Source organism: Methylobacterium sp. Ger2507, from assembly GCF_055231875.1.
Genome location: NZ_JBUYVC010000001.1, coordinates 65,349 through 90,639 on the forward strand (window position 1 = coordinate 65,349; position 25,291 = coordinate 90,639).

Sequence of the window (25,291 nt, forward strand, 5' to 3'; positions counted from 1 at the left end):
CTACCGTCCGTACTCGGTTGCGCCAGGCAGCGATGGCTTCTGGCGAACGACCGTGCGGCCGGTCCGCTTCAGCGCCAGGGCGAATGCATCGGCCAGCGTCGCCTTTGAGACGACGTTCAACTCGACGCCGAGATGCACCATAGTCTGGGCGATCTGGGGTCGGATGCCGGAGATCAGGCAGTCCGCTCCCATCAAGCGCGCGGCGGCGACCGTCTTTAAGAGATGCTGCGCCACAAGCGTGTCGACGGTCGGCACGCCGGTGATGTCGATGATGGCTATTTCCGCCTCCTCGTCGACGATGGCCTGGAGCAGGTTCTCCATCACGATACCGGTCCGGGCACTATCCAGGGTTCCGATCAGCGGAAGTGCCAGGATGCCGTTCCACAGGCGGACGACCGGCGTCGAAAGTTCGGCGATCTCCTGACCCTGACGCCCGATGATTTCCTCGCGGCTGGCCAGAAACACTTCCATGGTGTGGAGGGAGAGCTGGTCGAGCACCTTGCTCGCCGACCAAGTTCCAGCCGCTACTTGTCCGGCGTCCTCTCGGGACACGCGATTCAGCGCGTCGAAGATCGGCTCCTTGAGCGAGAGCACAAAATTCGCCGTGTCGGTGGGCGTGAAGCCTTGGATCGCCCGCGAACGCGAGATGTCGCCGAGGGTGTCGCGTAACGACGTGAAGGCATCGCCGTTCGCATCGGTCCCACCGGACGCAAGCGCCTCCCAAAACTGTCTGAAAACTGTCTTGGCCTGCGTGGTGAGTTCGGCCTCGCGGATGCGACCTGTCTGGAGCGAACCGCTGGCCTTCAGCAACCCGACCCAAGCTTCGAGGATCGCGCCTTCCTCCTCGGTGACTGCCCTGGTCAGGGCCTCGGTACCGTCCATCCCCATTCTGCTATTCCCTTGGTAGAACCGGCTTCGATTTTGACCGCGTTTTAGCCCACACGGCTCGACCTCGATAGCTCTTTCGGTCACGCACACAGTCGCGTGGGAGCCTTTTCCCTTGCCGCAGAAACGCTTGTTCATCCATCGAGTTCGTTCCGAGTTGGCAACCAATGCTCCCAGCCTCTGTTGAGAAGCCATGTCGACGAAGCGTTCTCTTCCCTCGTCGGTCGTCCTCGTCGTCGAGGATGATGACCTCGTGCGCATGAACGCGGTCGACATGCTCGAAGAACTCGGCTTCCTTGTGGTTGAGGCCTGCCACGCCGACCAAGCATGGCAAATTTTGGAGACTCGGCCGGACATAGGGGTGCTTTTCACAGACATCGACATGCCCGGGTCGATGTGCGGGCTAATCCTTGCACAAAGGGTTTTTGCCTGCTGGCCGGATATCCGCCTCGTCCTGACCTCAGGACGACACCGCCTCTCCGATGACGAAATCCCGGATCATGGCTTGTTTGTGCCGAAGCCCTACGGAACATCGGAGGTGGTCGAGGCCATCCATAGCGCATGCTAATGCGACCACTGACGTGGCAAGATTTTCACAACGAAATACATGAATAATTATTACTTACGAGCTATATGTCTTCGATTTCGTTCGATAGTACTCTCGTCTTAGAGAGATTTTAGCTGTCCGTGTATTTGCCGGACTACGCAGATTCAACGTTGAAATTCTCAACTCCATCACCTTGTCGGAACCGATGTTTCGAAAGAGGACCCGGCTGGCATAAGAAGCCCCCCGCTTCGCACAACTGGTGTGATCGCGCCGTGACGTCGGTCTTTGGACCAGATGACGAGACGACGTGAAATCATGGCGGATGCAATGTCTGGCATTGCTAGAGCCGGCGATATCGTAGAGCTCCTGAAGGATCGAGTTTGGTCGGCGGCGTCCCTTGGCCCCCCCCGAAACCTGGCCGCCGGCATTGGCGACCGCGGTAAGCCTGATGCTGGGTGCGCAGCAGCCGGTATCGGTGGTTTGGGGGCCCGCACTCACGTTCCTCTACAACGATGCCTATCTCCCCATCGTCTGCACCAAGCATCCGGCCGCGTTCGGCAAGCCGTTCCCGGAGGTCTGGGCGGAGATCTGGGACGAGTACCAACCCATCATCCGAGCCACCCTCGCAGGCGAGGCGCAGCACTTCGTCGACCGTCCCGTAGCCCTATCGGGCCGTTCGAAGCCCATCGGTTACTTCACCTTCTCCTATACACCACTCCGAGACGAAAACGGTGCCGTCGCAGGCTTCTACTGCGCGGCCACCGAGACCACTGATCGCGTGCTTGCGGAAAGGCGCGGAGCTGCCGAGGCCGCACGACAGCGTAAGCTCTTCGAGCAGGCTCCGGGGTTCACGGCCATTCTCGATGGCCCGGAACACGTCTTCACGTTCGTCAACAAGGCTTACCTGCGTCTTGTCGGCGAGCGCGATCTCGTCGGCAAGACCGTGCGGGATGCGCTCCCCGAGATCGCGGGACAGGGTTTTTACGAACTTCTCGATTCCGTGTTCTCTACAGGCGAACGCTTCGTCGCGTCGGGCGTGCCAATCCTGCTGCGACGGTCGGGATCGGCCACCGAGGAACGTGTCGTCGATTTTGTCTACGAGCCAGTCAAGGACGAGGACGGCGGGGTCACGGGCATCTTCGTCCAGGGGTTCGACGCGACCGAGGCACATGCGGCCCGAAAGGCTCTGGAGGCGAGCGAGCGGCGCTATCGTACGCTGTTCGAGAACATCGATGTCGGGTTCTGCATCGCCGAGGTGAAATTCGCCGAGGACAGACGGGCCATAGACCACCGCGTGCTTGAGGTGAACCCCGCATTCGGACGGCACACCGGCTTGGTCGACGTGGTCGGTGGCTGGGCGACGGAGGTGGCTCCGGGGATCGAGCAGGAATGGCACGACGCCTACGGGCAGGTGGCGCGGACGGGCCGGCCCCTGCGCTTCGAGCGGGAGGCCAAGCCGCTCGGACGCTGGTACGACGCCCACCTGTTCCCGGCGGGGACGGCCGACAACCACGTGGCGATGCTGATCGTCGATACGACGAGGCGGCAGGAAGCCGATGCGCGACTGCGCGACCTGAACGATACGCTGGAGGAACGGGTCGGGGATCGGACGCGCGAGCGGGACCGACTGTGGCGCAACACCCAGGACATCCAGCTCGTCATCGACGGAGCCGGCGTGTTTAGGTCCGTCAATCCGGCCTTCACCACGATCCTCGGATGGCTGCCCGACGAGGTGATCGGCCGTCCCGTGTTCGATTTCGTCCTCCCGGATGACGAGGCCGTCACCGAGGACGCGCTTCGGCATGCCCGGACCGACGTGCTACCCGTCGTCGAGAACCGCTATCGCCACAAGGATGGCGGCTTCCGATGGATCTCCTGGGTTGCCGCGCCCGAGGGGGACCTGATCTACGCGAGCGGGCGGCATATCACGGCCGACAAGCAACAGGCGGAAGCGCTCGCCGAGCGTACGAACTCCCTGCAGATCGCAAACGCGCGCCAACGCGCGATGTACGACGCGACCCGTCAGCTCATCGGCGTACTCGACCTCGACGGCACCCTGCGCGATGCCAATCGCGCCAGCCTCGATGCCATTGGCGCCGAACATGGTGACGTCGTCGGCAAGCCTTTCGCCGACACGCCGTGGTTCAACGGCACGCCGGGCATGCCGGACATCGTGAGCGCAGGCATCGCCGCGGCAGGAGCCGGCGAGAGCATCAAGACGGAGATGGCGCTGCAACTGCCCTCGGGGGAGACGCGGATCTACGACTTTCGGATGGCGCCGGTGCGCGACAGGACCGGCGAGGTCGTCGAGATCGTGCCGGAGGCGACCGATGTCACGGACCTGCGGTCCGCCGAGGAGGCCCTGCGCCAGTCCCAGAAGATGGAGGCCGTTGGCCAACTCACGGGCGGCTTGGCGCACGACTTCAACAACCTGCTGGCCGGCATCTCGGGCAGTCTGGAGCTAATGCAGACCCGCATGGCCCAGGGACGGTTCAACGACGTCGAGCGCTACATGGCGGCCGCCCAAGGCGCTTCCAGGCGCGCCGCCGCGCTGACCCATCGTCATCCTCGCCTTCTCGCGACGCCAGACCCTCGACCCGCGCCCGACCGACGTGAACCGGCTCGTCAACGGCATGGAGGAGATGGTCCGGCGCACGGTCGGTCCGGCCATCCACGTGGAGACGGTCGGGACCCCCGGCCTCTGGACTGCGCTGGTGGATCCTCCCCAGCTTGAAAACGCGCTGCTGAACCTCTGCATCAACGCCCGCGACGCGATGCCGGACGGGGGCAGGCTGACCATCGAGACCGCCAACAAGTGGTTGGATCGATCCGCGTCGCAGCGGCACGACATCCCCGAGGGGCAGTACCTCTCGCTGTGCGTGAGCGACAACGGCACCGGCATGTCGCCGGAGGTGATCAAACGGGTGTTCGAGCCGTTCTTCACGACCAAGCCCATCGGCGAGGGCACCGGCCTCGGCCTGTCGATGATCTACGGCTTCGCCAAGCAATCCGGCGGGCAGGTTCGGATCTACTCCGAGCTCGGCGAGGGGACCACGGTCTGCCTCTACCTGCCGCGACACCACGGCGAGGGAGAGGCGGAGCGGGACACCGTTCCCTCGACCAGGCTCGCCCGCTCCGAGCAAGGCGAGACGGTGCTGGTGGTGGACGACGAACCCACCGTACGGATGCTGGTGACCGACATCCTGGAGGATCTCGGCTACACCGCCATCGAGGCCGGCGACAGTTTGGCCGGGCTCAAGGTGCTGCAGTCCGACGTGCGCACCGACCTCTTAGTCACCGATGTCGGCCTGCCGGGGGGCATGAACGGCCGCCAGATGGCCGATGCGGCCCGCGAGACCCGTCCCAGTCTTAAGGTGCTGTTCATCACCGGCTACGCGGAGAACTCGGTGCTCGGCAACGGGCACCTGAAGCCCGGTATGGCGGTGATGACCAAGCCTTTCGCGGTCGACGCGATGGCGGCGCGCATCCGCGAGATAATCCTGTCCTTAGGCCCACCGTCCGGTCGCCTCAAACAGAATGTACGAGGCCTTGGCGTGGCGGCACCCAGCTCAGGCGAACGGTCAACGCCGGTATTCGGATGGACCCTGACGTTGAGCCAGGCGGCTATCCTTGAGTGGTGTCGAGCATGGAACCGGCGCCGTTACCTGCCAACCGACACCGATGATGCGGAATCGGCGGAACCAGCGCGTTCCCGGCTGGCGAGCCGAATGGGAGGCATCCCAACGATGTCGTAGGTCGCGGAGGCGATGCCGATGCCGGCCTCGTCGAAGCCCGCTAGGATGTCCCGGCTCATGGCGTCCTTGGCACCACGGATCTGGTGCGTGCCGAGGATGAAGCGCACGCTCAGTTCCAGCCAGTTGTCGGTGATCCGGTAGTACACCCGGGGTACGAGATCGATGGGCTCGACACCGAAGCGCTCCTGGAGGCGCGTCTTCGCAACCGCCGGCATGGCGTCGGCGTCGATGGCATGCGCTTTGGCAGCCTCCAGCAGGATCGCCTCGGCCCGCGCGCGGTCGTCGGCGTAGGTGATCGGGATGACCATCTCCTCCCAGATGAACGGGAAGTCGCGGGTGTAGTTGTAGACCGGGTCAGAGAAAATCTTCGAGTTGCTCACGGTGACGATGCGGCCGGTGAACTGGCGACTCTGCACCCACATCGCCGGCGAGGCGCCCTGGACGGACGGCGGCTGGCCCATCTCCATGATGGTGGTTTGGATGAAGCCGAGGCGCATCACGTCGCCGCGGACGCCGCCCATCGAGATGCGGTCGCCCACCGTGAAGGTCGCGCCCCTCAGGATGACGAAGTAGCCGGCGAGCGAAGTGACGACCTGTTGTAGGGCGAAGGCGAGGCCGGCGGAGACGAGGCCGAAGGCGGTGGCGAGCCGGGTTGGGTCGTTGAACCAGATCGAGAGCAGGCCGAGGATCAGCAGGACCGCCGCGAGCAGGCTGATGCCCTGGCGCGTCCAGAACTTGGTCTGAACGCTGGAATGGTCGGTCCGGCTGAGGATCAGGCCGACCAGGGCACGAAGGCCGATCCCGCCGCCGACGACGACGGCGATGAACACCAGGGAGAGCAGGAGCTTCTGACCGTTCTCGGCATTCACGCCGACCCAATCGATACCAAACAGATGCACGGTGTCACGGTCCTCGGTTGGGAGTACGCGTCGGCGCGGAAAGCCTGGTCTCGGCCAGGGTCATGCCGACCCCTCGGGGTCGACAGTCGAGGATGCTGGTACCTTCGCCGCAACCTTGTGGACCACGGCTTTGGTCCCGGAAGAAAGGGACCGCCATGCCCTGGAGGTTCGCCGGGATCACCCACTCACCACATCGGCGCGTGCCGGCTGCTCAAGAGGCCAGGACCCGGGATGTTCCGCACGCCGGGTACGGCCGCGGGTCACGATGACGTTGGCGCCACCCCGGCAACCGTTCGCTCACGCTCTCGTCATGGGCCCGGAGGCGGCACGAGCGCGACCGCTTCGATGGCCCCGGCATCGGCGACCGCCAGCTTGCCGCGTACCGTCAGGTCGCTGACAAAGGCGAACTGGTCGCGCATGTCGAACGGGTATGCGCGCAGCTTGTAGTGCGTGCCCCAGGGCTCCTCGTGCAGCACCACCCGGACCGGCTTGTCGTAGTTTAAGTAGGGGCTGGTCAGGGCGACGTCCCGGAGCAGCGAGCGCACCAGGGCGCCGTCGTGGCGCGGGAGAAGGTAGAAGTCGGCGACGCATTGCAAGGTCTGGGCCCCGTCGTTCGAATTGGTGATCCGGTCGGTCCAGATGGTGGAGTGCGGGACGGTCACCGCGTTGTCGTCCGGGGTCTGGAGCAGGATCGCGCGCAGGCCGACGTTGCGGACCTCGCCGTAGTCGCTGCCGACCTTGACCCAGTCACCCGGGCGGTAGGGCCGCTCGACGAGCGCGACCACCCCGGCGATCAGGCTGCTGACGTAATCCTTGAACGCGAAGCCGATGGCGACGCTCGCTGCGCCGGCGATGACGAGGAAGTTCTGGAGGGTGATGTTGAAGACGATGGGTACGATCCAGACGATGGCCACCACCATCAGCAGCAGCCGGGCGATGGGCACCGCGGCCAGCAGGTAGAGGCGCAGCCGGCTCGGTCCACGCTCGGCGAGGAACGGGAAGGTGCTTCGCACCAGCCAGATCGCGACCCATGTGCCGACGATGATGAGGCCGATCTCCCAGAACCGGATGTCCTGGAGGCTGTGGACCAGCTGCACGCCGCCGTCCTGGACGTCCTGTGCCGTCGCCATGCCGTTCACACCTGTCCCAACGGAAAGCCCGCGGCCTCCAGCCCGTCCCTGATGGCCGGATAGGCCGCGGCCCGGCAGGCGAACCGGTCGCCCTGACGCTCCAAGAAGCCCGCACGGACCAGGGTCGGGACGACGTTCGATTCCCCCACCACCGGCAGGACGAATCGCAATTCCTCGGGAGTCAGCGGTCCGTGGATCAGCAACGCGTGCAGGACGTGAAGCGCGGCATCGTCGTCCGTGCCCGGCAGGAGGTATTCGTCGAGGGCGGCGACCCACAGGGTCTGCTCGCTCGCCTGCCCATCCGTAACCGCCGCCTTGACGTCGTCGGCAACGCCCTCGTCGTCACCCGAGCGCAGGCTTCGCCGCCACAGGTGCCAGGCGACCCAGGGCACGCCGAGACTGCGACCGGCGAGCTTGCGCAGGTAGTCGTTGTCGGGGGCGCCGGTCGCGTCGGTGGCGAGGACGTCCTCACCCGTTCCGGGCAGGCGGAAGCGCATCGCGCCGGTGGCCTCGGAGGTCGAGAGCTGGACGAACCACGCATGCAGGCGCGGCGCGTCGAAGGGCCTGATCGTCACGGCATCCGGCAGGAGAGCGTCGGCCCCGGTCGCCTTGCCCAGGAGCGCCCAAGCCCAGGCGTTGCAGCCGACGACCACCGGGCGATCCAAGGCGTCTATGGCCGCCAGCAGCGCTCGCACGGCCCTGAGGCCGTCCCGGTGTCGGAGGAACCAGTCCTCCAGCCGGGGAATGACCAGGACGCCCGTCCCGTCGAGTTCGGGCAGGGCCGGCGGCACCGACGCGACGAGTGATTGTCGCGACGGTGCGGCGAGGATCTGATGGCCCGCTTGCATCGCCCACGTTTCGATGACTGCATTCTCGTCGCAGGGAGGAAGCACCACCGTCAGGACGTGGGAGGCCGTCGGAAGGCGGCCCAGCCATCGCTCGGCGGTCGCTTGGATCTCCGCCAGGACGGGACCGCAAGCAGGGGGCGCAACGACCTCGTTGAGCCGCTGCAGGGTCGCCTTGTGCAGCTTGTCGTCGGCGATGAACGGCTCGGACCTCTTGTGATGGAACAGGGCGAGCAGCCGTCCGAGGTAACGTCTCGCGATCTCCTCGTTCGGAACCGAGGGCGCTTCGGCGTCTTCGAGCGGGATCAGGCCTGCCGTATCGTCCCTCTCCGCCATCGCCTCGCCGTATCCCATGCTCGCGCCTGACAACGTCAACCGCCAAGGTTCGTTGCTAGGGGGACCCCGTCCCGTCGGTACGCGGCGGGCGCCTCCCTGTCTTCCGGACGAAACGGTGCATCAACCGCCCCGACGGGCGCTCCATGTGCCGCTGCAGGTGAACAGGCTCTCCCCTGTCGATCTCCAGGTTCCGGTGCCGGTTCCCTTACGGTCCAGATCGCCTGAGATGCTCGCCGTCATCGTGCCCTTGGTGATGGTCGCCCGTACGCCGCCGCCGGCCGCGACGCTGCCGTCCACGTCGATGCCGTCGCCCGGATAGGAAACGTCGCTTTTCGCGATCCGGACGTCGTAGTTCCGCCCATTGGGACACGGTCCCTCCTTCGTCGCGACCGCGATGGACCAGGAGCCGTCGTAACCGTCGGGAACGTTCAGCTTCTTGTCCCCCGCGGCGGCCGGGACGATGTTGGAGAACAGCAGCGTGAGGGCGATCAAGGGTCGAAGGCGGCGTGTCATGAGGGGCTTCCGCTACGGGTTCATGGGTTAAGGGTCGACGGCGACGGGAGTCTCCGAAGCAGGCAATCGGGTAATCCGTTCCGGTCACACATTCGGATACGTCGCCGATGGCTGAAACGGTCCAAAATCATTTGTGTCCGTCGAACGGCAACCGGCCTGCCGACGGTCAGACGATCCCTGACGGCCCGATCAGCTTCAGAGGCGCGAACGTTCATAGCACCTCGACCGTTGAGGCTTGCCTTGCGAGCTGCCCACGTTCGCGGACGTGGAGACCGTGGATGCCCGCAATCGCCAGGACCGAGTTCTCGACGTCGCATTCCCCGCTGCCCTCCGATGAGGGACATGGCCCGAGGTCAGGGTTCTGGGCGTTGACGCTCGGCTCGGTCGGGGTGGTCTACGGCGACATCGGCACCAGCCCGCTTTACGCCCTGAAGGAGTCCCTGCACGCCGCCGCCGGCGGGGGGCACGCCCCCACCCGTGAGATGGTCTTCGGCGTCGTCTCGCTGATCCTCTGGGCGCTCATCCTCATCGTCACGCTCAAGTACGTGCTCCTGGTGATGCGAGCCGACAACGACGGCGAAGGCGGCACGCCCTCCCTGGTGGCGCTCGCCCAGCGGGCGCTGGGCCACTCCGGCGGGTTCGTCATCGTGCTCGGCATGGTCGGCGTCTCGCTGTTCTTCGGCGACGCCATCATCACCCCGGCCATGTCGGTGCTCTCGGCGGTGGAAGGGCTGAAGCTGGTGACCCCGGCCACCGACCCGTACGTCCTGCCCATCAGCCTCGCCATCCTGATCGGCCTGTTCGCCGTCCAGAGCTTCGGGACGGCAAGGGTCGCGACCTTCTTCGGGCCCCTGACGGCGTTCTGGTTCATCGTCATGGCCCTCGGGGGCCTAAGCCATCTCGTCGACGATCCCAGCATCCTGGGCGCGTTCAACCCGGCCCACGGCGTCTCCTTCATCCTGAGCCACGGTACGGCCGGGCTGCTGGCACTCGGCGCCGTGTTCCTGGCCGTGACCGGGGCTGAGGCGCTCTACGCCGACATGGGCCATTTCGGACGGTCACCGATCCGGATGGCCTGGTTCGGACTGGTGCTGCCGGCGCTTGCCCTGAACTATCTCGGCCAGGGCGCCATGCTGCTCGCCCACCCGGAGCGGATCGAGAACCCGTTCTTCCTGCTCTATCCGGCGTGGGCCCTGCTGCCGATGGTTCTGCTCGCCACCGTGGCGACTGTCATCGCCAGCCAGGCCGTAATCACCGGCACCTTCTCGATCACCCAACAGGCCATGCAACTTGGCCTGCTGCCGCGCATGCGCGTCCTGCGCACCTCCGAGACCGAGAAGGGGCAGATCTACATCCCGCGGGTGAATTGGTGGCTGCTCGTCGCGGTCGTGTTCGTGGTCGTGCTGTTCAAGTCGTCGAGCGGCCTGGCTGCAGCCTACGGCATCGCGGTCACCGGCGACATGGTCATCACCGCCTGCCTGCTCTTCGTCGTGGCCTGGAAGGTCTGGCGCTGGTCGCCTGCGGTCGCGGCCGCGGTCATCGCACCGTTCCTGCTCATCGAGCTGGTGTTCCTCTCGGCCAACGCGCTCAAGATCCTGCATGGCGGCTGGGTGCCGCTGACCATCGGCGCCGCGCTCGTCACGGCGATGTGGACCTGGCGACGCGGATCGGCCCTCATCGCCGCGGAGATCCACCGCCGGCGCGTGCCGCTCTCGGAGTTCACGCGCATGGCCGAGACCGGCTCAATCCAGCGGGTGGGCGGCACAGCGCTATTCCTTACAGGCACGCCCGGGGACACGCCCGGGGCGCTGATGCACAACGTCAGGCACAACCGCGTGCTGCACGCCAACAACTACATCCTGCACGTGGTGACGGAAGACTTGCCGCGGGTCCCGGACGCGGAGCGCGTCGAGGTGAAGAAACTCTCCGACGCCTTCTCGTGCGTGAAGGTTCGTTTCGGCTTCACGGAGCTGCCCGACCTTCCTCGCGCACTGGCGGCCGCAGGCCTGGACAAAGGCGACCTGTCGTACTTCCTGACGCGAAGGGTCCTGGTGGCCTCGCCGGAGACGGGCATGCCGGTGTGGCAGGACCGGCTCTACATCTCGATGGCCCGTGCGGCGACGGACGCGTCCCGCTACTTCCGCATCCCGGTTGACCGAGCCGTCGAGATCGGCGCCCGGATCGATATCTGAGCCTAAGGCCAGACCCTGACGGTGCCGTTTCCTTCTCCATATGCCGGCGGCAACGCATGGAGCGATGCCGCCGGAATTTACTCTAGTTTTCAAAAATGCGGAACTTTGGGGTTCAAAAGCGAAACATTGCGTCGGCCATCATCAAGCAGCGGCCGTGTCAGCTCTGCCTACGTGCAGGAGCGCGATGATGTTGGTAATATTCATACCTGGGTTCGTACTAAATGCTGGTGCTTCCTCCTGTGGTTCGCTGATGGCTGCAGATTCATAGCATTCTCCGCCTTCCCGACGAGAGCAGCTGAGTTAGTCGTCTGCCACCCGTCGCTTGTGCCTATGTCTGCTTAGGCACAGCACACCGCCGAAAGCAGCCGGACTGCTCTCCACCCTCATTAGACGTTCCCTGACAACGGCGCCCTCATCCTAAACGGGTCGTGGGCGGACGACGCGACGGGGTCCGCCACGATGCGTTGCAGCCCGAGAACGGACGGACGGAGGTCCTCCCAGGTCGAGCAGAAGCGTCTCATCTCGAGGTTCAGCGTGACCATCGCCATTGGCGGTACTGCCGCACGCTCGCTGCTGGGACGGGCGCTGACCGTCGGTCAAGAGCGGACGGCCCATCGCGATGCCCGGCTGCGGGCTGGGTCAACGTCCAGTCGAGCCACCTGCTCCGGCTCCCTAAAGGACCGGGGTGAAGACAAGCTCGCACGCTTCGTCAAGGACCTGCGAAGGGCGGCGTCCCATCCTTGAGTCAGCCGTGGTCGCAGAACCGGGGCGTCCGATCCGTAGGCCGCCCTCACGCCGCGCGGTGATCCGCGTACCACTCGCAATTTCCGGCCAGGGGGCATGCATCGCATTTCGGAACGCGGGCGACGCATACCTTCATGCCATGCTGGATCAGCCACTCGTGGGCATGCCGCTTGAAACGCGGCGGGGTCCTGGCGTTGATGACGTCCGCCGCTGCCTGGGCCGAGGACGTGCTCACGACGCCCAGGCGATTGAGGACGCGCAGCACGTGCGTATCGACGGCGATGCTGTCCTCCGAGAAGACGAAGTTCATCATGATGTCGGTGACCTTGCGACCGACGCCGGGCAGCTCCATCAATGCCTCGCGCGTCCGCGGGATCTCCCCGCCATGCCGGTCTAGGATCATGCGCGACATCGCCTTCAGGAGCTTGGTCTTCCTGTTGTAGTGGGCGACCGGCTTGATGATGCGACGCAACTCCTCGTCGTCCAGCGCGGCGAGCCCCTCGAACGTCGAGACCCTTTCGTAGAGCGGCACCGCGGCGTTCACGACGCGCTTGGTGATGGTCATCGTTGACAGGCAGACCGACACCAGGCTCCTGAACGGCGTCGACGACAGACCGTTCGTCATCCACGGATCGTCGGTCTCCTCGAACGTCGAATAGGTGCGGCCAAGGATACCGTAGATCGTCGCGAGTTCGCCGGCGGAGCTCCGCGCGCCCTCCGCGCCGGCCGCTCCCTGCCGCCCTCCGGCGCCGGTCTTCCGGTAGCTTCCGGTCCGCGACCGTTCCTGCGTCGTCGGCATGATCCCTCCTCTCAGTCACCCGATCCCCGCATGGGGACCGGGCACACGTGGTTCGCTCGTGGGTCAGGCCGCCTTGCCATCATCCCGGGCCGCGGCGGCGACGACATTCCCGGCGACCTCGCCCAGGCGCTTCTCGATGTCCTGCCACTCCCTGGCCATCGCCTGCCATTGCTCGCCCTGGCCTTCCAGGCCGAGCGCACTGCAGGTCGGCATCTGAGAGGCGAAGGCGTTGGAGAAGTATTGGACGCCGGTCGCGCTGCCGGAGACCACGCCCAGGTCGATCATGCTCCTGTCGCCGGCCTTCAGCATCTCGTCGGTACCCTTGCCGATCCCTTCCATGACCCGGTCCTTAAACCCGTTCGGTCGCACGTCGAGCTCGTCCATGAAGCCGACGATCCGCTCCTAGTGCCTAGCGGCGGTCGACTGGTAGTCGGACACGATCTGCTTGAGATCGGCGTCGCGAGCCCTGCCGGCCAACATTCCGGCGCTCTCGGCACCCTGCTCGCAGGCCGAGCGCAGGGCATGGAGGCCGGTGACGTAGTAGGTCTTGAGATCGGTTAGGGACATCGGTCGCTCGCAATCGTGTCGGTGGAAACGGACATAAACGGACGATTTCGTCCATTGCATGGGGCAATGTGCTTGCCCGCCGGATGTTCCGGAGCGGCGAGCCTTATCGGGTGGGAAGGAGGCCCTTGGCCCGCAGCAGCAGGACGGCGTCCGCGACGTCGACCGGGCAGCGCTCGCGCAGCGTCCCGACGTCGCCGCCGAACGCGGCCTGGAACGCGATGGGCTGCAGCGCGACCTCGACGAAGCGGACCGCAGCGGCCTCACTGTCGTCGGATGCGAGGCCGGGCTCGCGGTCGAGTACGGCACGGACGGATTTGACCGCGCCCTCGAAGCTCACGCGATAGGCCATGCGGGCGAGATCGGGCAGCGTCGCCGCCTCGGCCGCGGTGATGCGCATCAGCGCGACGCAGCGCGGAACGAGCATGCTCTCGGCCAGGGCGACGCCGACTCCGAGAAGACGGTCCGCCACTTCGCCATGCTCGGGCAAGGCCGCCATCTCCGCGAACATCGTCAGGATGGAATGATGGACCACGGCGCCGAACAGCGCCTCCTTGTCGGGGTGCCGGCCGTAGAGCGAGGACTTACCGACCTGGGCCCGGGCGGCGACCTGATCGAGCGTGGTGCGACCGAAACCCTGTTCGAGGAACAGGGCCGTGGCCGCCTCCAGCACGCGCTCCTCGGCCTGACCGGCCTCGTGGATCGGCGGGCGCCCCCGCCGCGACTGAGTCGGGGCCGGATCCTTCAGCGGTTGCGTGCGGGAGCGAGCGGGTGCCATCAGGTCTCCGGATAGTCCGTGTAACCCTCGGCGCCTAGCGTGTAGTAGGTCTTCGGATTGCCCGGATCGGGCGTCCTGCCCTCGTGCAGGACCTTTGGAAGGTTCGGGTTCGAGATGAACAGGCGCCCGAAGGAGACGGCGTCGGCCTCGCCCTCGGATACGACCCTTTCCGCCCGCTCCCCGTCGAAGTCGCTGTTCATGACGAAGGTGCCTCCGAAGGCGCTCCGCATCGACGGATGGACCTGGTCGGTGTCGGACGACAGCATGAACCTGCCCTCGGGCGCCTCTCGCACTTCGAGGTAGGCGACGCCGATCTCGCCCAGGCGTCGGGCGGCGGCGGAGAACAGGGGTACGGGGTCCGTGTCGTTGACGCCCAGGATCTCGCCGTTGGGCGACAGGCGCACCCCCACCTGCTCGGCACCGACGGCGTTCACGACGGCTTCCGTGACCTCCGACAGGAAGCGGATGCGGTTCTCGACGCTACCGCCATATTGGTCCTTGCGGAAGTTGGAGTAGTTCCGCAGGAACTGGTCGATCAGGTAGCCGTTCGCGGCATGAATCTGGACGCCGTCGAAGCCGACCTCCATGCCGTTGCGCGCCGCCCGGGCGTACTGTCCCACGATGCCGGCGATCTCGTCGGTCCCGAGCGCGCGCGCCGTCTCGTACTCCTCGTTGCCGTGGTAGGTGTGGCCATGTCCCGGGGCGGTGGTCGCGGACGCCGACACCGGCTGGGCGCCGCCCATGAACGAGGAATGGACGACGCGGCCCATGTGCCAGAGCTGGAGGACGATCTTGCCGCCCGCCTCGTGGACGGCGCTCGTCACCTTCCGCCAGCCATCCATCTGCTCCTCGTTCCAGATGCCCGGTGCGTAGGGCACGCCCAGGCCCTGCTGGCAGATGCCGGTCGCCTCGGAGAAGATGACGCCGGCGTGCGCGCGCTGGCGATAATGCTCCACCATGAGGTCGGTCGGGATGTGGGTGTGCGTGCCGCGCCCCCGGGTCAGGGGTGCCATGAACACGCGGTTCCGACAGGCGATGCTGCCGAGTCGGATAGGGTCGTAAAGGGTAGGCATGGTTCCAAAATCCGTCTGGCCGCACAATATGGACGATATCGTCCATTGTGATGTCAAACGGGAAGCGGGTCGAGTTGTTCCGATCAGGTCACGCGCCGGCCCTGACATTTCTCGGAGCGGGCCCTGGATGGCGTGTAGCTGTAATGCCGTCTCCTCATCGGATCTCCACGACGACCTTGCCCTTGGACCTTCCGGCCTCAAGCTCGGTCAGGGCGGCGTCCGATGACGCGAACGGGACCACCCGGTCCAGGACCGAGCGGATGGTCCCCGCCTCGACCAGCGCAGCGACTTCCGCCAACTGCGTCCCGTTCGCCCGCATGAACAGGAACGCGTAATCGATGCCACGCGCCTTGGCCTTGCGACGGATGCCGAGGCTGAGCAGCCGCATGACCAGCGCGAGGAAAGCGTTCAGGCCCTGTGCCTTGGCGAAGGCCGGGTCCGGCGGGCCGGAGATCGAGATCAGCCTTCCGCCTGGCCTGAGGACGTCCAACGACTTCCGGAGTGTGTCCCCGTCGAGGCTGTTCAGGACGACGTCGTAGCCCGACAGCACCTTCTCGAAGTCCTGGCGCCTGTAGTCGACGACGATATCCGCCCCGAGGCTCCTAACGAGGTCGGCGTTCCCGGCGCTCGCGGTGGTCGCGACCGTGGCACCGAGATGCTTGGCGAGTTGGATGGCGAACGTGCCGACGCCGCCGGAGCCGGCATGGATCAGCACCTTGTCGCCCTTCCTGACCTTGGCCACCTCGACCAGGGCCTGCCATGCCGTCAGGCCGACCAGCGGGATCGAGGCCGCCTCGGCCATCGAGATATTCCTTGGCTTGAGCGCGAGGTCGGCCTCGTCGACTGCGATGCGCTCGGCCAGCGTACCGATGCGACCGTCGCGCGGCCGGGAGTAGACCTCGTCGCCGACCTTGAAGCGGCCGACGCCCGACCCGATCCCGATCACGGTCCCGGCGAGGTCATGACCCAGGACGAAGGGCGGCTTGTACGGCAGGAGGAGCTTGAACTCGCCGTTGCGGATCTTGGCGTCGAGGACGTTGAGCCCCGCCGCCGCGATCTCGACCAGGACGTCGCCGTGGCCCAGCGCGGGCTCCGGCATCTCACCCAGGCGGAGCAGCTGCTTCTTCTTGTACCGGTCGAGGATGAACGCCTTCACGGGCCTGCGGTCTCCGAATTTTTTAGGAGCTGTACGATTCAGGAGGCCGAGGCGTAGCGCGGAGCGGCGTGTACCTGGGCGAAGCCCGGGATCATCGCCTGCCGCGCGGTCTGGAAGGCGTCCCATTGCCCGGCGTCGTGGAGCGGCGGGATCGTCACGGGCTCGCGGCGGTCGAAACCGGCCAGGGCGGCATCGACGAGCTCGCCGACCTCCATCATCGGTGGCAGCGAGGCGGCATCCACGCCAGAACGACTCCAGATCTCCGTGTCGGTGGCCGCCGGCAGCACGGCCTGGACGTAGACGTCCTTGCCCGCCAACTCCTGGCTGAGGCCCTGCGACAGGAACAGGACGAAGGCCTTGGTCGCGCCGTAGACCGACATGGAGAACTCGGGGGCCAAGCCGACCACCGATCCGATGTTGACGATGGCGCCTTCGCCGGCCTTCGCGAAACGAGGGGCGACGGCGCTGGCGAGGCGCATCACCGCCGTGGTGTTCAAAGCCACGAGCCGTTCAATGTCGTCCGTCGCCTGATCGACGAAGGCGCCGCCGACGTTCGCCCCGGCGTTGTTGACGAGGATGCCGATGCGGTCGTCCTCGCGAAGGCGCGCCTCGACCGTCCCGAGTTGGTCCCGTTCCGTGAGGTCCGCCTGCAGGACGTCGACGGCGATGCCAGTTTCCCGACGCAGGCGTTCGGCAAGGGTCTCCAGCCGGGCCTTGTCGCGGGCGACCAGCACGAGGTCGTGCCCGCGCTTAGCGAAGCGGTCGGCATAGGTCGCGCCGATCCCGGTCGAGGCGCCGGTGACGAGGACGGTGGGTTTGGTCGACATGGCGCTCGCGCTCCGATGGTGCGTCATCATTCATGATCGCTATCATGATTGAAACTTAATATGATCGCGGTCATATAAGTGTCAACGGCATCGAAGGAGAAAAATTGGAATGCGCGTCACCCAGGATCAGATGCGGGAGAACCGCCGCCGAATCCTGTCCGAGGCCAGCCGCCTGTTTCGGGAGAAGGGCTTCGAGGCGGTCGGGGTCGCGGAGGTGATGAAGGCCGCGGGGCTCACACACGGCGGCTTCTACGGCCACTTCTCCTCGAAGGAGGACCTGATGGCCCATGCCATCACCCACGCCACGACCGAGACGTCGGGCCGGGGCGGCGACCTGGGCGAGTTCCTCGCGCGGTATCTCTCGCCTGCCCACCGGGACGGCGCCGCGGACGGATGCCCCATGGCAGCGCTGGCCGCAGATATCCGTCACCGGCCACCGCCGGCGCGGTCGGCCATGACGGTGGGCATCAGGACCCAGATCGACCGCTTGGCCGAGGCCCTCCCCGACGGCGTCGGCGCGGATCGGCGTCGCGAGGCCGTCGGGACCTATGCGGCCATGATCGGCGCCCTGATCCTGGCCCGTGCCGCGGACGATCCGGCGCTATCGGACGAGATCCTCCGGGAAACCCGGGCTTGGCTGGCCGACGAGGACGGCGGGGCAGGCGCCCGAACCGACGCAACCCGCAGGTCGTGAGGTCCCTGCGGCTGGGCGAGCTCGGATGCCTGTTCAGGTCCGTCCGGCGATGGCCGTGTTGATGAACTCCAGGAAGGGGCGTGCCGCCTTCAACGCGTCGAGGACGATGTCGAGACCCCCATCGCCCTCAAGGTCCTTGTCCGCGATCCGGTGGTGCAGGCCGAACCCCTTCATCCGGAGGTAATCGGCGGCCGGGTGGTCAGGGTCGTACCCACGTGGCGCGCGCTTCAGGGTGGACGGGCTCTCGACGCCTTGCGGGAAGACCCGCCTGACCTCCTTACCCTCCGCGATGTCCCGCCAAGCCTCGAACCGGGAGACGAACCGGTCCCGTATCCGCCCCAGCGGCTCGGGCTGGGTCAAGAAGTAGCTGGCCCCGGCGTAGCAGTTGCCGGGTTCGACGTGCAGGAAGAAGCCCGCCGTCCCCTGCCGGTCGCCCGTGGGATTCAACATCAGGAAGAAGTCGGTCTTGAAGGGCGGCTTGCCCCTGGAGAAGCGCGGGTCGCGGCGGATGCGCGTCAGGCACTTGCCCAGGTCCGGGTTGGCCTCGGCGACCCGGGGGTCGTAGCGGTCCGCGTGATCGCGCAGGGTGCCCACGGCGGCGAGCAGGTCGGCATGGGCGGCCTCGTAGGCGTCCCGGTGCTTGTCGAACCACTCCTTTGTGTTGTTCCGGTCGAGCTTTCTCAGGAAGCCGAGGGTCTCGGGGGCGAGCATGACGGGTCGGGTCTCCGGCCTAGAAGGATCTCGGCGACCTCGGGCACGTCCCGGGTCGCGCGCTCGCGCAGCCCGGCGAGGTCCGCACCGGAGAAGGCGTGCATGTACAGCGGGTGGAGCGCCATCTCGACGAAGCGCGCCGCCATGGGGGTGGCCTCCGCCACCGCCGCGTCGGAGCCGTCCCTCGTCAGGCATTCGGCGATGCAGCGGACGCAGCCGCCGAAACCGATCCGGAATCCCTCGCGACCGAGTTCGGGAAAGGCCTTCGCCTCGGCGAGCGTGAGACGCATCAGGGCGATGCTTTCCTCGGCCAGCGTCAGGTCGGCGAGCGCGATGCCGACCTGGACGAGGCGCTCCTTCACGGTCCCGCTGGTCGGGACGATGGCCATCCGGGCCTGCAACTCGTCGACGTAGCGCAGCACCACCGCCGAGAAGAGCGCCTCCTTGGTCGGGAAGCGCCCGTACAGGGTCGTCTTGCCCGCGTGCGCGGCCTCGGCGACCTGATCGAGCGTTGTCCGCCCGAACCCCTGCTCCAGGAACAGGGACGAGGCGGCCGCGATGATGCGCGCCTCGACCTGTCCGGCCTGGTCGGCGCGGGGGCGTCCACGCCGGGGGCGATCCGACGGCGGCTTGGAAGGGGAACGCTTGCTGGCCTGATCCAAGACGGGAACCGATTTCTGTGGGGAACGCATGCATCGAAGGTGGTGCCTTCGAACGGTCGAGCCAAGTCGTTCCAGGGTGCCGTCCACTCATCTTGGTGAGCGGCGACCGACCTGCGCGAGGGGGCGGAGCGCCGGTCGGTCGCCGTCATCACGAGGCTTGCGGCCCCGTGATCCCTGACGCCGTCCGGCTAGGCGGCGAGCTTGCCGACCGCGGCCTCCTCGGCCTTGGCGTAGCGCTCGTCGAGCGCCTTGCTCTCCTGGCTGAGCCCCAAGAACGCCTCGGCCTGCTTCGGCAGGTCCAGCGCCTTTGCGTAGATGGCATGGTTCGCGAACGCGACGACGACGTAGGTCAGGCCGGCCCGGGCACCGAAGCTGATGGCGACGTCGCGGGAATCGTCGTCCGTCGATGCCTTCACGGACATCTCGGTCCCCTCGGCGATGCCGGCCTGGATGCGGTCCTTGAAGTCGTTCGGCTGGGTGTCGAGCTCCTTGAGGAAGTCGATCATCGCCTGATGCTGGCGACCGCTCAGCGCGGCTCCCTCGCCGGCAAGCTTCTTGAGCTCGGGGTTCGTGAACTGCCCCTCGGCCTGCGAGGCGGCTTCCTTGCCCTGCTCGGAGGCCGAGCGGTAGGCCTGCAGGCCGGCTATGTACCAAGTCTTGATCGTGTCGCGGGACATTCGGATTGCCTGTCTGTTCGGGGGCTGTCGACCGTTACGCCTACGGGCCGGTCGGGGGCTGGGACGATGCCGTCAAAATAATAGGACGACATCGTACTATTATGAGAAGTCGCGGTTCGGCCCATGGTTCCTGGGCGGTTCCGGATTTTCCGTGCGGTTGGCCGGCCCGTCAGCCGGCGATGGCGTCGTTGAGGTAGCCCACCAGGGGCTGTGCCGCCTCGAAGGTCCCGACGACCACGTCCAGGGCGTCGTCGTCCTGAAGCTGCCTGTTCGTCAGCTTCCGGTTGGCGCAGAACCCCTTCATGCGCAGGTACTCGATGGCCGGGTGGTCAGGGTCGTAACCCTGGGGGGCACGCTTGAGTTCGCCTGGGCTCGTCAGGCCGTCGGGGAACATCGCCTTCATCTCGCGGGACTCGACGACGCCGGTCCACTTCGGCACCGAGGCGGCGATCCGCTTGCGGATGTTGTCAAGCGCCTTCGGCTCGGTCGTGAAGATGCCGCCGCCCGCGTAGCAGCCGCCCGGCTCGACGTGCAGGTAGTAGGACGCCGACCCCTGGTAGTCGCCGACGCTGTTGAGCATCACGAACAGGTTGGTCTTGTACGGCGGCTTTCCCTTGGCGAAGCGCATGTCCCGATTGATGCGCGTGACGCACCTCGTCGGCTCGGTGTTGGCCTTCGCGACCTTGGGGTCGAAGCGGGAGGCCGCGCCGATCAGGCGCCCCGCCACGTCGGCGAGGTTGGCCTTGGCCCGCTCGTAGTCGTCCCGGTGGTCCTCGAACCACTCCTTGTCGTTGTGGGCCGCGATGCCCTTCAGGAAATCAAAGGTGTGTTTCTCGATCATGGCGCGATGCTCCTCGACCCACAAATAGGACGAGATCGTACGATTATCGAGGGGTGGGCGCGAGGTCGCCGTCGATATTCCTCTTGGGGTCGCAAACGCTGGGTTCCACGAACCCGCAGCCGCCTGACGGGTCGAGGCTCGTCGAGCGTGGCAAGCGCCATCTGTCGTTGTCCACAGGTTGTCCCCCAAGTGCGTCGTCGCAAGCGTGACCGCTTGTGCGGAACCCACCCGATGTGTTCTTCTTTTGTTCCGAAGGATAAACGGAGCGCGGGCATGCAGGTCTACGACGTCGGCATCGGCTTACCCATGCCGGTCCCCATCCTCGGCACGCCGGTGCGCGCCGGCTTCCCGAGCCCCGCCGACGACTTCGTCGAGGAGGAGATTGACCTGCAGCGGCTGCTGATCGTCAATCGCCCGGCGACCTTCCTGGTTCGGGTGGCCGGCGACAGCATGATCCTGGCACGCCTGTTCGACGGAGACCTCGCCGTCGTCGACCGCTCCCTGACCCCGCGCAACGGCGACATCGTCGTGGTCGACATCGACGGCGAGCGCTCGTTCAAGGTCTGGAAGCGGCAAGGACCCAAGGTCACCCTCCACTTCGCCAACCCCCGCTTCCCGGAGTATCGGCTGGCCCCTGACGCACTCGTCGAGGTCTGGGGCGTCGTCTCCGGTTCCGTATGCGCTCGGCGCCGCTGCGAATGACCCGGGCCTACGCCCTCTCCGACGGCAATTCCTTCTACTGCTCCTGCGAACGCGTCTTCGACGCGCGGCTGGCCCGGCTCCCGGTGATCGTGCTGTCGAACAACGACGGCTGCGCCATCGCCCGCACCAACGAGGCCAAGGCGCTCGGCATCCGGATGGGCGAGCCCTGGTTCAAGATCCGGGACATGTGCCGGAGCCAGGGCGTGCGGGTCTACTCCTCGAACTACGCCCTCTACGGGGACATGTCCGCCCGCGTGAATGCCGTCTACCGGGGCTTCTCACCCCGCATCGAGGTCTACTCCATCGACGAGAGCTTCCTCGACATTTCGGACGTGCGGGAGTCGGATCGCGAAAACCTCGCCCGTGACATGCGGGCGACCGTGCGGGCGTGGACGGGCATTCCGACCTGCGTCGGGATCGGCCCCACCAAGACGCTTGCCAAGCTCGCCAACCATGTCGCCAAGAAGAACCCGGAGCTCGGCGGCGTCTGCGACCTGACCGACCCCGAGCAGTACGACCACTGGATCATTCGGGTGCCGGTGGGCGACATCTGGGGCGTGGGTCCGGCCAACACCCGGCGCCTGGAGGCGCTCGGATGCGACAGCGCCGCGGACGTTCGCGATCTCGACACCCGCGTCGCCCGCAAGGCCATGACCGTGGTCGGCGAGCGGCTGGTGCGGGAGCTCCGGGGCGAGGCGTGCCTCGACCTTGAGACGCTGCCCGCGACCCGCAAGGGCTGCGCGGTCACCCGCAGCTTCTCGAACCGCGTCGAGGATCTCGCCACCATGGAGGAGGCGGTCGCCGCACACGCCGCCAGGCTCGGGGAGAAGCTCCGGGGGGAGCGGCTCGGGACCGACCACGTCACGGTCTTCTTCCACACGTCTGAGCACGACCGCGACCGGCCGCAGCGTTCGGTCTCGACGGTGGTGACGCTGCCCGAGGCGTCGAACGATACCCGGGTGCTGGTGAAGGCATGCCTGCACGGCGTCCGCAGGACCTGGAGGGACGGCTTCCGCCATTCCAAGGCCGGTGTCGTCACCACCGACCTCGTGCCCCTGGCGGCCTCGCAGCGGGCCTTGCCGGGGCTGGGGCAGATCGACCGCGAGCAGGGCGCGGCGCTGATGGCGGCGCTCGATGCCTGCAATCGGCGGTTCGGGCGCGGGGCGGTCGTTCCGGGTGCTGCCGGCTTCGCCCCGAGGCGGGATTGGTCGACCAAGTTCGAGATGCGTTCGCCACGCTACACGACCCGGGTCGACGAGGTGCCGGTCGTGGCGGCGGCGTGACGAACAGGCACAAGGTGCAAGCCCGCCCCGAAAGGTACCAGGTCGGCGAGGTCCGCCCTGAGCCGGTCCGCCATCCGGTCGCCGTAGGCATCGTCTTCCACGAGGGGCGATGCCTCGTCACCGAACAGGTGTCGGAGCAACCTGTCCGCCTTGCTCGCTTCGCGGCGGTTCGTTCCCCCGTAATGAACGGCCCCTGCGAGCGCCCCTCGAAGGATCGGGTCCCAACGATCAAGGCCGACCTGGGTCGAGAGCAACCGCATGGTCTCTGACAGGCCGGAGTTATCGCCGTCGACCAACGCGTCGAGGAAGTTCATTCCGATGCGTTCACCCGCGATGGCTTCGGTCGACATGTCCGCCTCCGGCGTTCGCATGGAAATAACATGGTCCCCGCGGAGGCTTAAGTCCAACCCGTATGGGCCTTTGGGTGAACCGCGAATCCGACGGGGGCCATCGATCCACTGCGAACGGGAGACTTCGGGCGAGATCCGTGCATCGAAAGCCAAGGCCGCATGGCCATGCGGGAACGGCTGGCGTCGAGGCTATCGCCGGGAAGGTGTCCGGGCTCGAACCGGCAGCGCTTCGCTCCTGACACGTTCGTTGCCTCCCTCGTTACCGGCCGGGCGGCCTGAATCGGTCCGCAGCCCTCAGAGCAGGCTCATGGCGAGCCTGTGTATCAGGTCGTCCAGCCACGCCTTCTGATGGTTGCCCCTCAAGGGGAGGACCGGACGGTGCCCGATGTCCGCAAGGAGCCCTCCAAGGCTCACGAGGTGGTCACGCTTCCGCCGGTCGTATCCGAACTTCATGCTCGCCGTGTCCGGGCCGCAGACGAGCCAGTCGTCCGTTCGCGTCAGGGCGTGGGCCCACATCGACATCTCGCCGGCGTCGAGGAACGATCCGCCTGGGGAAAGCTGAAGCCTCATGATCGCGACGGCATCGTCGACGTGGTGCTCTGCAAGCGATGCGACCAGCACGGCGTAGTCGATGGCCTGCTCGGGATCTCGCCTCTGGTGGCCGGTCTGGGTCTCGCGGATGCACTCGTCGACCATGACGAGGCGGTAGCGGGACGCGAGCGCATCCCAGGCGCAGACGCGATGCGCCTCGATGGTCGAGTTCGCGTCCATGATGACGACCCCGCGGTGCACCGGCACGGGGACCTCACATGTCGAAAGGGCGTGGGATGCCGTGGTCGTCGAAGAGCTTCCCGAGCTCGTCGATGCTCACCGCAAGCAGCTTGGCCACCCGTCGGACAGAGACCTGTCCCTTCTCGATGCCTGCCCCCATCACCGTCATGAACCGGCGGCCGAAGAGCGGCGGCACCTCGGCGTCCTGCCCGTTGGGCGAGCCGTTGTTCCAAAGCAGCCTGTCATCCAAGGTGCGGGCGGTATCCACATCCATCAGCCCGAGGCTCACCAAACGCCACTTCAGGGCCACGGAGGTCACGCCGAGCGCGGTCGCGGTCCGGTTCAGCCATCCATAGTCGACCGATGCCTCGTGATGTCGGGAGAGCACCTCCCGAGGCATCAGCAAGGCGGAGGCGAACTTCTCCGCCATCGTCTCGATCCGCTTCTGGATCTTGCCGGAACCGACGCCGTCGTCGATCCGCTCGGGGGGCATCGCGTCCCAGGTAAGGACGTGGAAAAGTTCGTGCGCGAGGTCGAAGTTGCGCCGCCCTATGGATTCGTTCCGATTCACGAGGACGGCGCCCAGGTCGCGCACCAGGCAGGCCGCCCCGGAGATGCCGGATTGCGCGTCGACCATCAGGACGAGCGTGGATAGCTTCTCCTGCATCGCCTCGGCCAAGCCGCGGGACGGCACCGATCCGAGCTCCAGGAATGCCGCTACGCCTTCGCCCGCCGCCTCGGCCGCCTCGTAACTGTCGAATCGGGTCAGGTTCAGCCGGTGCACGACGGGCGAGAGGCCGCGTCCGGTCGTGACGCACAGTTCTCGATACGCGCCGATCCACTCGCCGGCCTTGCTCTCGAACGCGTCGAGATCCGTCGCTTCGAGCTCGGCGCGTCGCCGCCACGAGAAGCGCGCCTCCCCGACGATCAGGAACGGGTTGGTGAAATAGTCCAGATCGACGCCGAACGCCTGCACCGCGGTCACGAGTTCCTCGGCGGAAAGCTTGCGCTGCCCGCCCTCGATCTGGGCGACGGTCTGATGGTTCTTGAACCCGAACGTCTGGGCAAGCTGCTCCTGGGACATGCCGCGGCGCTCACGCAACGCCTTCAGTCGGGTGCCGGTCGATGCTGGTGTCATGGTGTGCCCCATTCGCTCGGCCTATCTTGCAACAAGGCAGTTTGCAAGATAATAACGAAACCCACGAGGTTTCATCGGCGTTGAGTACCTATGCCGCTTCCTTTCCTCGGACCGGGGGTTCCGCGTCAGGACCCCCCGGCCGCCCCGGTGCCAGCGGCCCCGGATCGCGGATGCATCCTGACGTATCCCAGGACCGGTGGCGACGCCCCGGTGCATTCGACGGAGAAGACGATGGCCACCAACCCCCCATCCGGAGACGGACACCGCAACGGGGCGGTCCGCGACCGCTCCCAGGTCCACAACCCCCGGACGGACACCTGGACCAAGCGGGACACCGACACCGGCCGGTTCATGGACGGCAAGAAGGACGGCACCCCGTTCAAGGGCGTCCGCAAGGAGCGCTGAGACATCGCGGCGGA

General features: G+C 66.5%; 25 protein-coding genes and 2 pseudogenes. 8 read left to right on the forward strand and 19 right to left on the reverse strand.

Translation table 11 applies throughout. The features are described 5' to 3' along the window. Positions 1-1,023, reverse strand: coding sequence for an STAS domain-containing protein (locus ACV7NL_RS00360; RefSeq protein WP_463354581.1), 1,023 nt, complete (start codon positions 1,021-1,023; stop codon positions 1-3). A gap of 55 nt (positions 1,024-1,078) precedes the next feature. Here ACV7NL_RS00360 and ACV7NL_RS00365 point away from each other — a divergent pair, with 55 nt between their 5' ends. The 3 genes and pseudogenes from ACV7NL_RS00365 to ACV7NL_RS00375 all read left to right on the forward strand — a co-directional run. Further along, a complete protein-coding gene (locus ACV7NL_RS00365; protein WP_463354582.1) occupies positions 1,079-1,453 on the forward strand; it encodes a response regulator in 375 nt (124 codons plus the stop codon). 427 nt (positions 1,454-1,880) lie between these two features. Continuing rightward, positions 1,881-2,798, forward strand: a pseudogene (locus ACV7NL_RS00370) (PAS domain-containing protein); the annotation flags it as partial. Between the two features lie 153 nt (positions 2,799-2,951). Further along, a pseudogene (locus ACV7NL_RS00375) lies at positions 2,952-4,932 on the forward strand (hybrid sensor histidine kinase/response regulator); the annotation flags it as partial. Positions 4,933-5,093: 161 nt separating this feature from the next. On the opposite strand, the gene ACV7NL_RS00380 reads toward ACV7NL_RS00375, so the two are convergent. The 4 genes from ACV7NL_RS00380 to ACV7NL_RS00395 form a co-directional block, all read right to left on the reverse strand. Continuing rightward, positions 5,094-6,086, reverse strand: a complete 993-nt coding sequence (locus ACV7NL_RS00380) for a mechanosensitive ion channel family protein (RefSeq protein ID WP_463354583.1) — start codon at positions 6,084-6,086, stop codon at positions 5,094-5,096. A 308-nt stretch (positions 6,087-6,394) separates the two neighbouring features. Beyond that, positions 6,395-7,216: a mechanosensitive ion channel family protein gene (locus ACV7NL_RS00385; RefSeq protein WP_463354584.1), complete on the reverse strand. Its 822-nt coding sequence runs from the start codon at positions 7,214-7,216 to the stop codon at positions 6,395-6,397. A gap of 5 nt (positions 7,217-7,221) precedes the next feature. Then, complete coding sequence (locus ACV7NL_RS00390) at positions 7,222-8,397, reverse strand: hypothetical protein (protein ID WP_463354585.1); 1,176 nt, start codon at positions 8,395-8,397, stop codon at positions 7,222-7,224. Positions 8,398-8,517: 120 nt separating this feature from the next. Continuing rightward, positions 8,518-8,910, reverse strand: coding sequence for a heme utilization protein (locus ACV7NL_RS00395; protein WP_463354586.1), 393 nt, complete (start codon positions 8,908-8,910; stop codon positions 8,518-8,520). A gap of 278 nt (positions 8,911-9,188) precedes the next feature. Here ACV7NL_RS00395 and ACV7NL_RS00400 point away from each other — a divergent pair, with 278 nt between their 5' ends. Further along, positions 9,189-11,102 (forward strand): potassium transporter Kup, encoded by a 1,914-nt coding sequence (locus ACV7NL_RS00400; protein WP_463354587.1) that lies wholly within the window; start codon positions 9,189-9,191, stop codon positions 11,100-11,102. Between the two features lie 790 nt (positions 11,103-11,892). Here the strand turns inward: ACV7NL_RS00400 and ACV7NL_RS00405 are convergent. From ACV7NL_RS00405 to ACV7NL_RS00435, 7 genes are all read right to left on the reverse strand, one after another. After that, positions 11,893-12,645 (reverse strand): endonuclease III domain-containing protein, encoded by a 753-nt coding sequence (locus ACV7NL_RS00405; RefSeq protein WP_463354588.1) that lies wholly within the window; start codon positions 12,643-12,645, stop codon positions 11,893-11,895. Positions 12,646-12,708: 63 nt separating this feature from the next. After that, positions 12,709-13,029 carry a hypothetical protein gene (locus ACV7NL_RS00410; RefSeq protein ID WP_463354589.1) on the reverse strand — a complete coding sequence of 107 codons (321 nt, stop codon included), beginning with the start codon at positions 13,027-13,029 and terminating at the stop codon, positions 12,709-12,711. An 18-nt stretch (positions 13,030-13,047) separates the two neighbouring features. Next, a complete protein-coding gene (locus ACV7NL_RS00415) occupies positions 13,048-13,212 on the reverse strand; it encodes a hypothetical protein (protein WP_463354590.1) in 165 nt (54 codons plus the stop codon). Positions 13,213-13,315: 103 nt separating this feature from the next. Further along, positions 13,316-13,987: a TetR/AcrR family transcriptional regulator gene (locus tag ACV7NL_RS00420; protein ID WP_463354591.1), complete on the reverse strand. Its 672-nt coding sequence runs from the start codon at positions 13,985-13,987 to the stop codon at positions 13,316-13,318. Next, positions 13,987-15,060: an alkene reductase gene (locus tag ACV7NL_RS00425; RefSeq protein ID WP_463354592.1), complete on the reverse strand. Its 1,074-nt coding sequence runs from the start codon at positions 15,058-15,060 to the stop codon at positions 13,987-13,989. The genes ACV7NL_RS00420 and ACV7NL_RS00425 overlap by 1 nt, the downstream gene beginning before the upstream one ends. Before the next feature lie 154 nt (positions 15,061-15,214). After that, on the reverse strand, positions 15,215-16,216 hold the full coding sequence (locus ACV7NL_RS00430) for an NADP-dependent oxidoreductase (RefSeq protein ID WP_463354593.1): 1,002 nt from the start codon (positions 16,214-16,216) through the stop codon (positions 15,215-15,217). A 38-nt stretch (positions 16,217-16,254) separates the two neighbouring features. Continuing rightward, positions 16,255-17,043, reverse strand: coding sequence for an SDR family NAD(P)-dependent oxidoreductase (locus ACV7NL_RS00435; protein ID WP_463354594.1), 789 nt, complete (start codon positions 17,041-17,043; stop codon positions 16,255-16,257). A 109-nt stretch (positions 17,044-17,152) separates the two neighbouring features. On the opposite strand from ACV7NL_RS00435, the gene ACV7NL_RS00440 reads away from it, so the two are divergent. Next, entirely contained in the window at positions 17,153-17,737 is a 585-nt protein-coding gene (locus tag ACV7NL_RS00440) for a TetR/AcrR family transcriptional regulator (RefSeq protein ID WP_463354595.1), read from the forward strand. 33 nt (positions 17,738-17,770) lie between these two features. Here ACV7NL_RS00440 and ACV7NL_RS00445 read toward each other — a convergent pair whose 3' ends face one another. The 4 genes from ACV7NL_RS00445 to ACV7NL_RS00460 form a co-directional block, all read right to left on the reverse strand. After that, positions 17,771-18,448: a DUF2461 domain-containing protein gene (locus ACV7NL_RS00445; RefSeq protein WP_463354596.1), complete on the reverse strand. Its 678-nt coding sequence runs from the start codon at positions 18,446-18,448 to the stop codon at positions 17,771-17,773. Then, on the reverse strand, positions 18,418-19,110 hold the full coding sequence (locus ACV7NL_RS00450; RefSeq protein ID WP_463354597.1) for a TetR/AcrR family transcriptional regulator: 693 nt from the start codon (positions 19,108-19,110) through the stop codon (positions 18,418-18,420). Before ACV7NL_RS00450 ends, ACV7NL_RS00445 begins: the two co-directional genes overlap by 31 nt. 188 nt (positions 19,111-19,298) lie before the next feature. Then, positions 19,299-19,787, reverse strand: a complete 489-nt coding sequence (locus tag ACV7NL_RS00455; protein ID WP_463354598.1) for a DUF892 family protein — start codon at positions 19,785-19,787, stop codon at positions 19,299-19,301. Between the two features lie 169 nt (positions 19,788-19,956). Continuing rightward, the gene (locus tag ACV7NL_RS00460; RefSeq protein WP_463354599.1) at positions 19,957-20,628 is read right to left on the reverse strand and encodes a DUF2461 domain-containing protein; all 672 of its coding nucleotides are present in this window, start codon (positions 20,626-20,628) and stop codon (positions 19,957-19,959) included. A gap of 273 nt (positions 20,629-20,901) precedes the next feature. Here ACV7NL_RS00460 and ACV7NL_RS00465 point away from each other — a divergent pair, with 273 nt between their 5' ends. Together ACV7NL_RS00465 and ACV7NL_RS00470 are read left to right on the forward strand one after the other, a co-directional pair. Continuing rightward, positions 20,902-21,330 carry a LexA family protein gene (locus ACV7NL_RS00465; protein ID WP_463354600.1) on the forward strand — a complete coding sequence of 143 codons (429 nt, stop codon included), beginning with the start codon at positions 20,902-20,904 and terminating at the stop codon, positions 21,328-21,330. Next, a complete protein-coding gene (locus ACV7NL_RS00470; protein ID WP_463354601.1) occupies positions 21,327-22,613 on the forward strand; it encodes a Y-family DNA polymerase in 1,287 nt (428 codons plus the stop codon). Before ACV7NL_RS00465 ends, ACV7NL_RS00470 begins: the two co-directional genes overlap by 4 nt. On the opposite strand, the gene ACV7NL_RS00475 is transcribed toward ACV7NL_RS00470, so the two are convergent. From ACV7NL_RS00475 to ACV7NL_RS00485, 3 genes are all read right to left on the reverse strand, one after another. After that, entirely contained in the window at positions 22,568-22,963 is a 396-nt protein-coding gene (locus ACV7NL_RS00475) for a hypothetical protein (RefSeq protein WP_463354602.1), read from the reverse strand. The genes ACV7NL_RS00470 and ACV7NL_RS00475 overlap by 46 nt on opposite strands. A 294-nt stretch (positions 22,964-23,257) precedes the next feature. Further along, positions 23,258-23,761: a hypothetical protein gene (locus tag ACV7NL_RS00480; RefSeq protein WP_463354603.1), complete on the reverse strand. Its 504-nt coding sequence runs from the start codon at positions 23,759-23,761 to the stop codon at positions 23,258-23,260. Between the two features lie 7 nt (positions 23,762-23,768). Continuing rightward, positions 23,769-24,872, reverse strand: coding sequence for a helix-turn-helix domain-containing protein (locus ACV7NL_RS00485; RefSeq protein ID WP_463354604.1), 1,104 nt, complete (start codon positions 24,870-24,872; stop codon positions 23,769-23,771). A 231-nt stretch (positions 24,873-25,103) separates the two neighbouring features. Here ACV7NL_RS00485 and ACV7NL_RS00490 point away from each other — a divergent pair, with 231 nt between their 5' ends. Continuing rightward, positions 25,104-25,277 carry a hypothetical protein gene (locus ACV7NL_RS00490; RefSeq protein WP_463354605.1) on the forward strand — a complete coding sequence of 58 codons (174 nt, stop codon included), beginning with the start codon at positions 25,104-25,106 and terminating at the stop codon, positions 25,275-25,277. Positions 25,278-25,291: the final 14 nt, after the last annotated feature.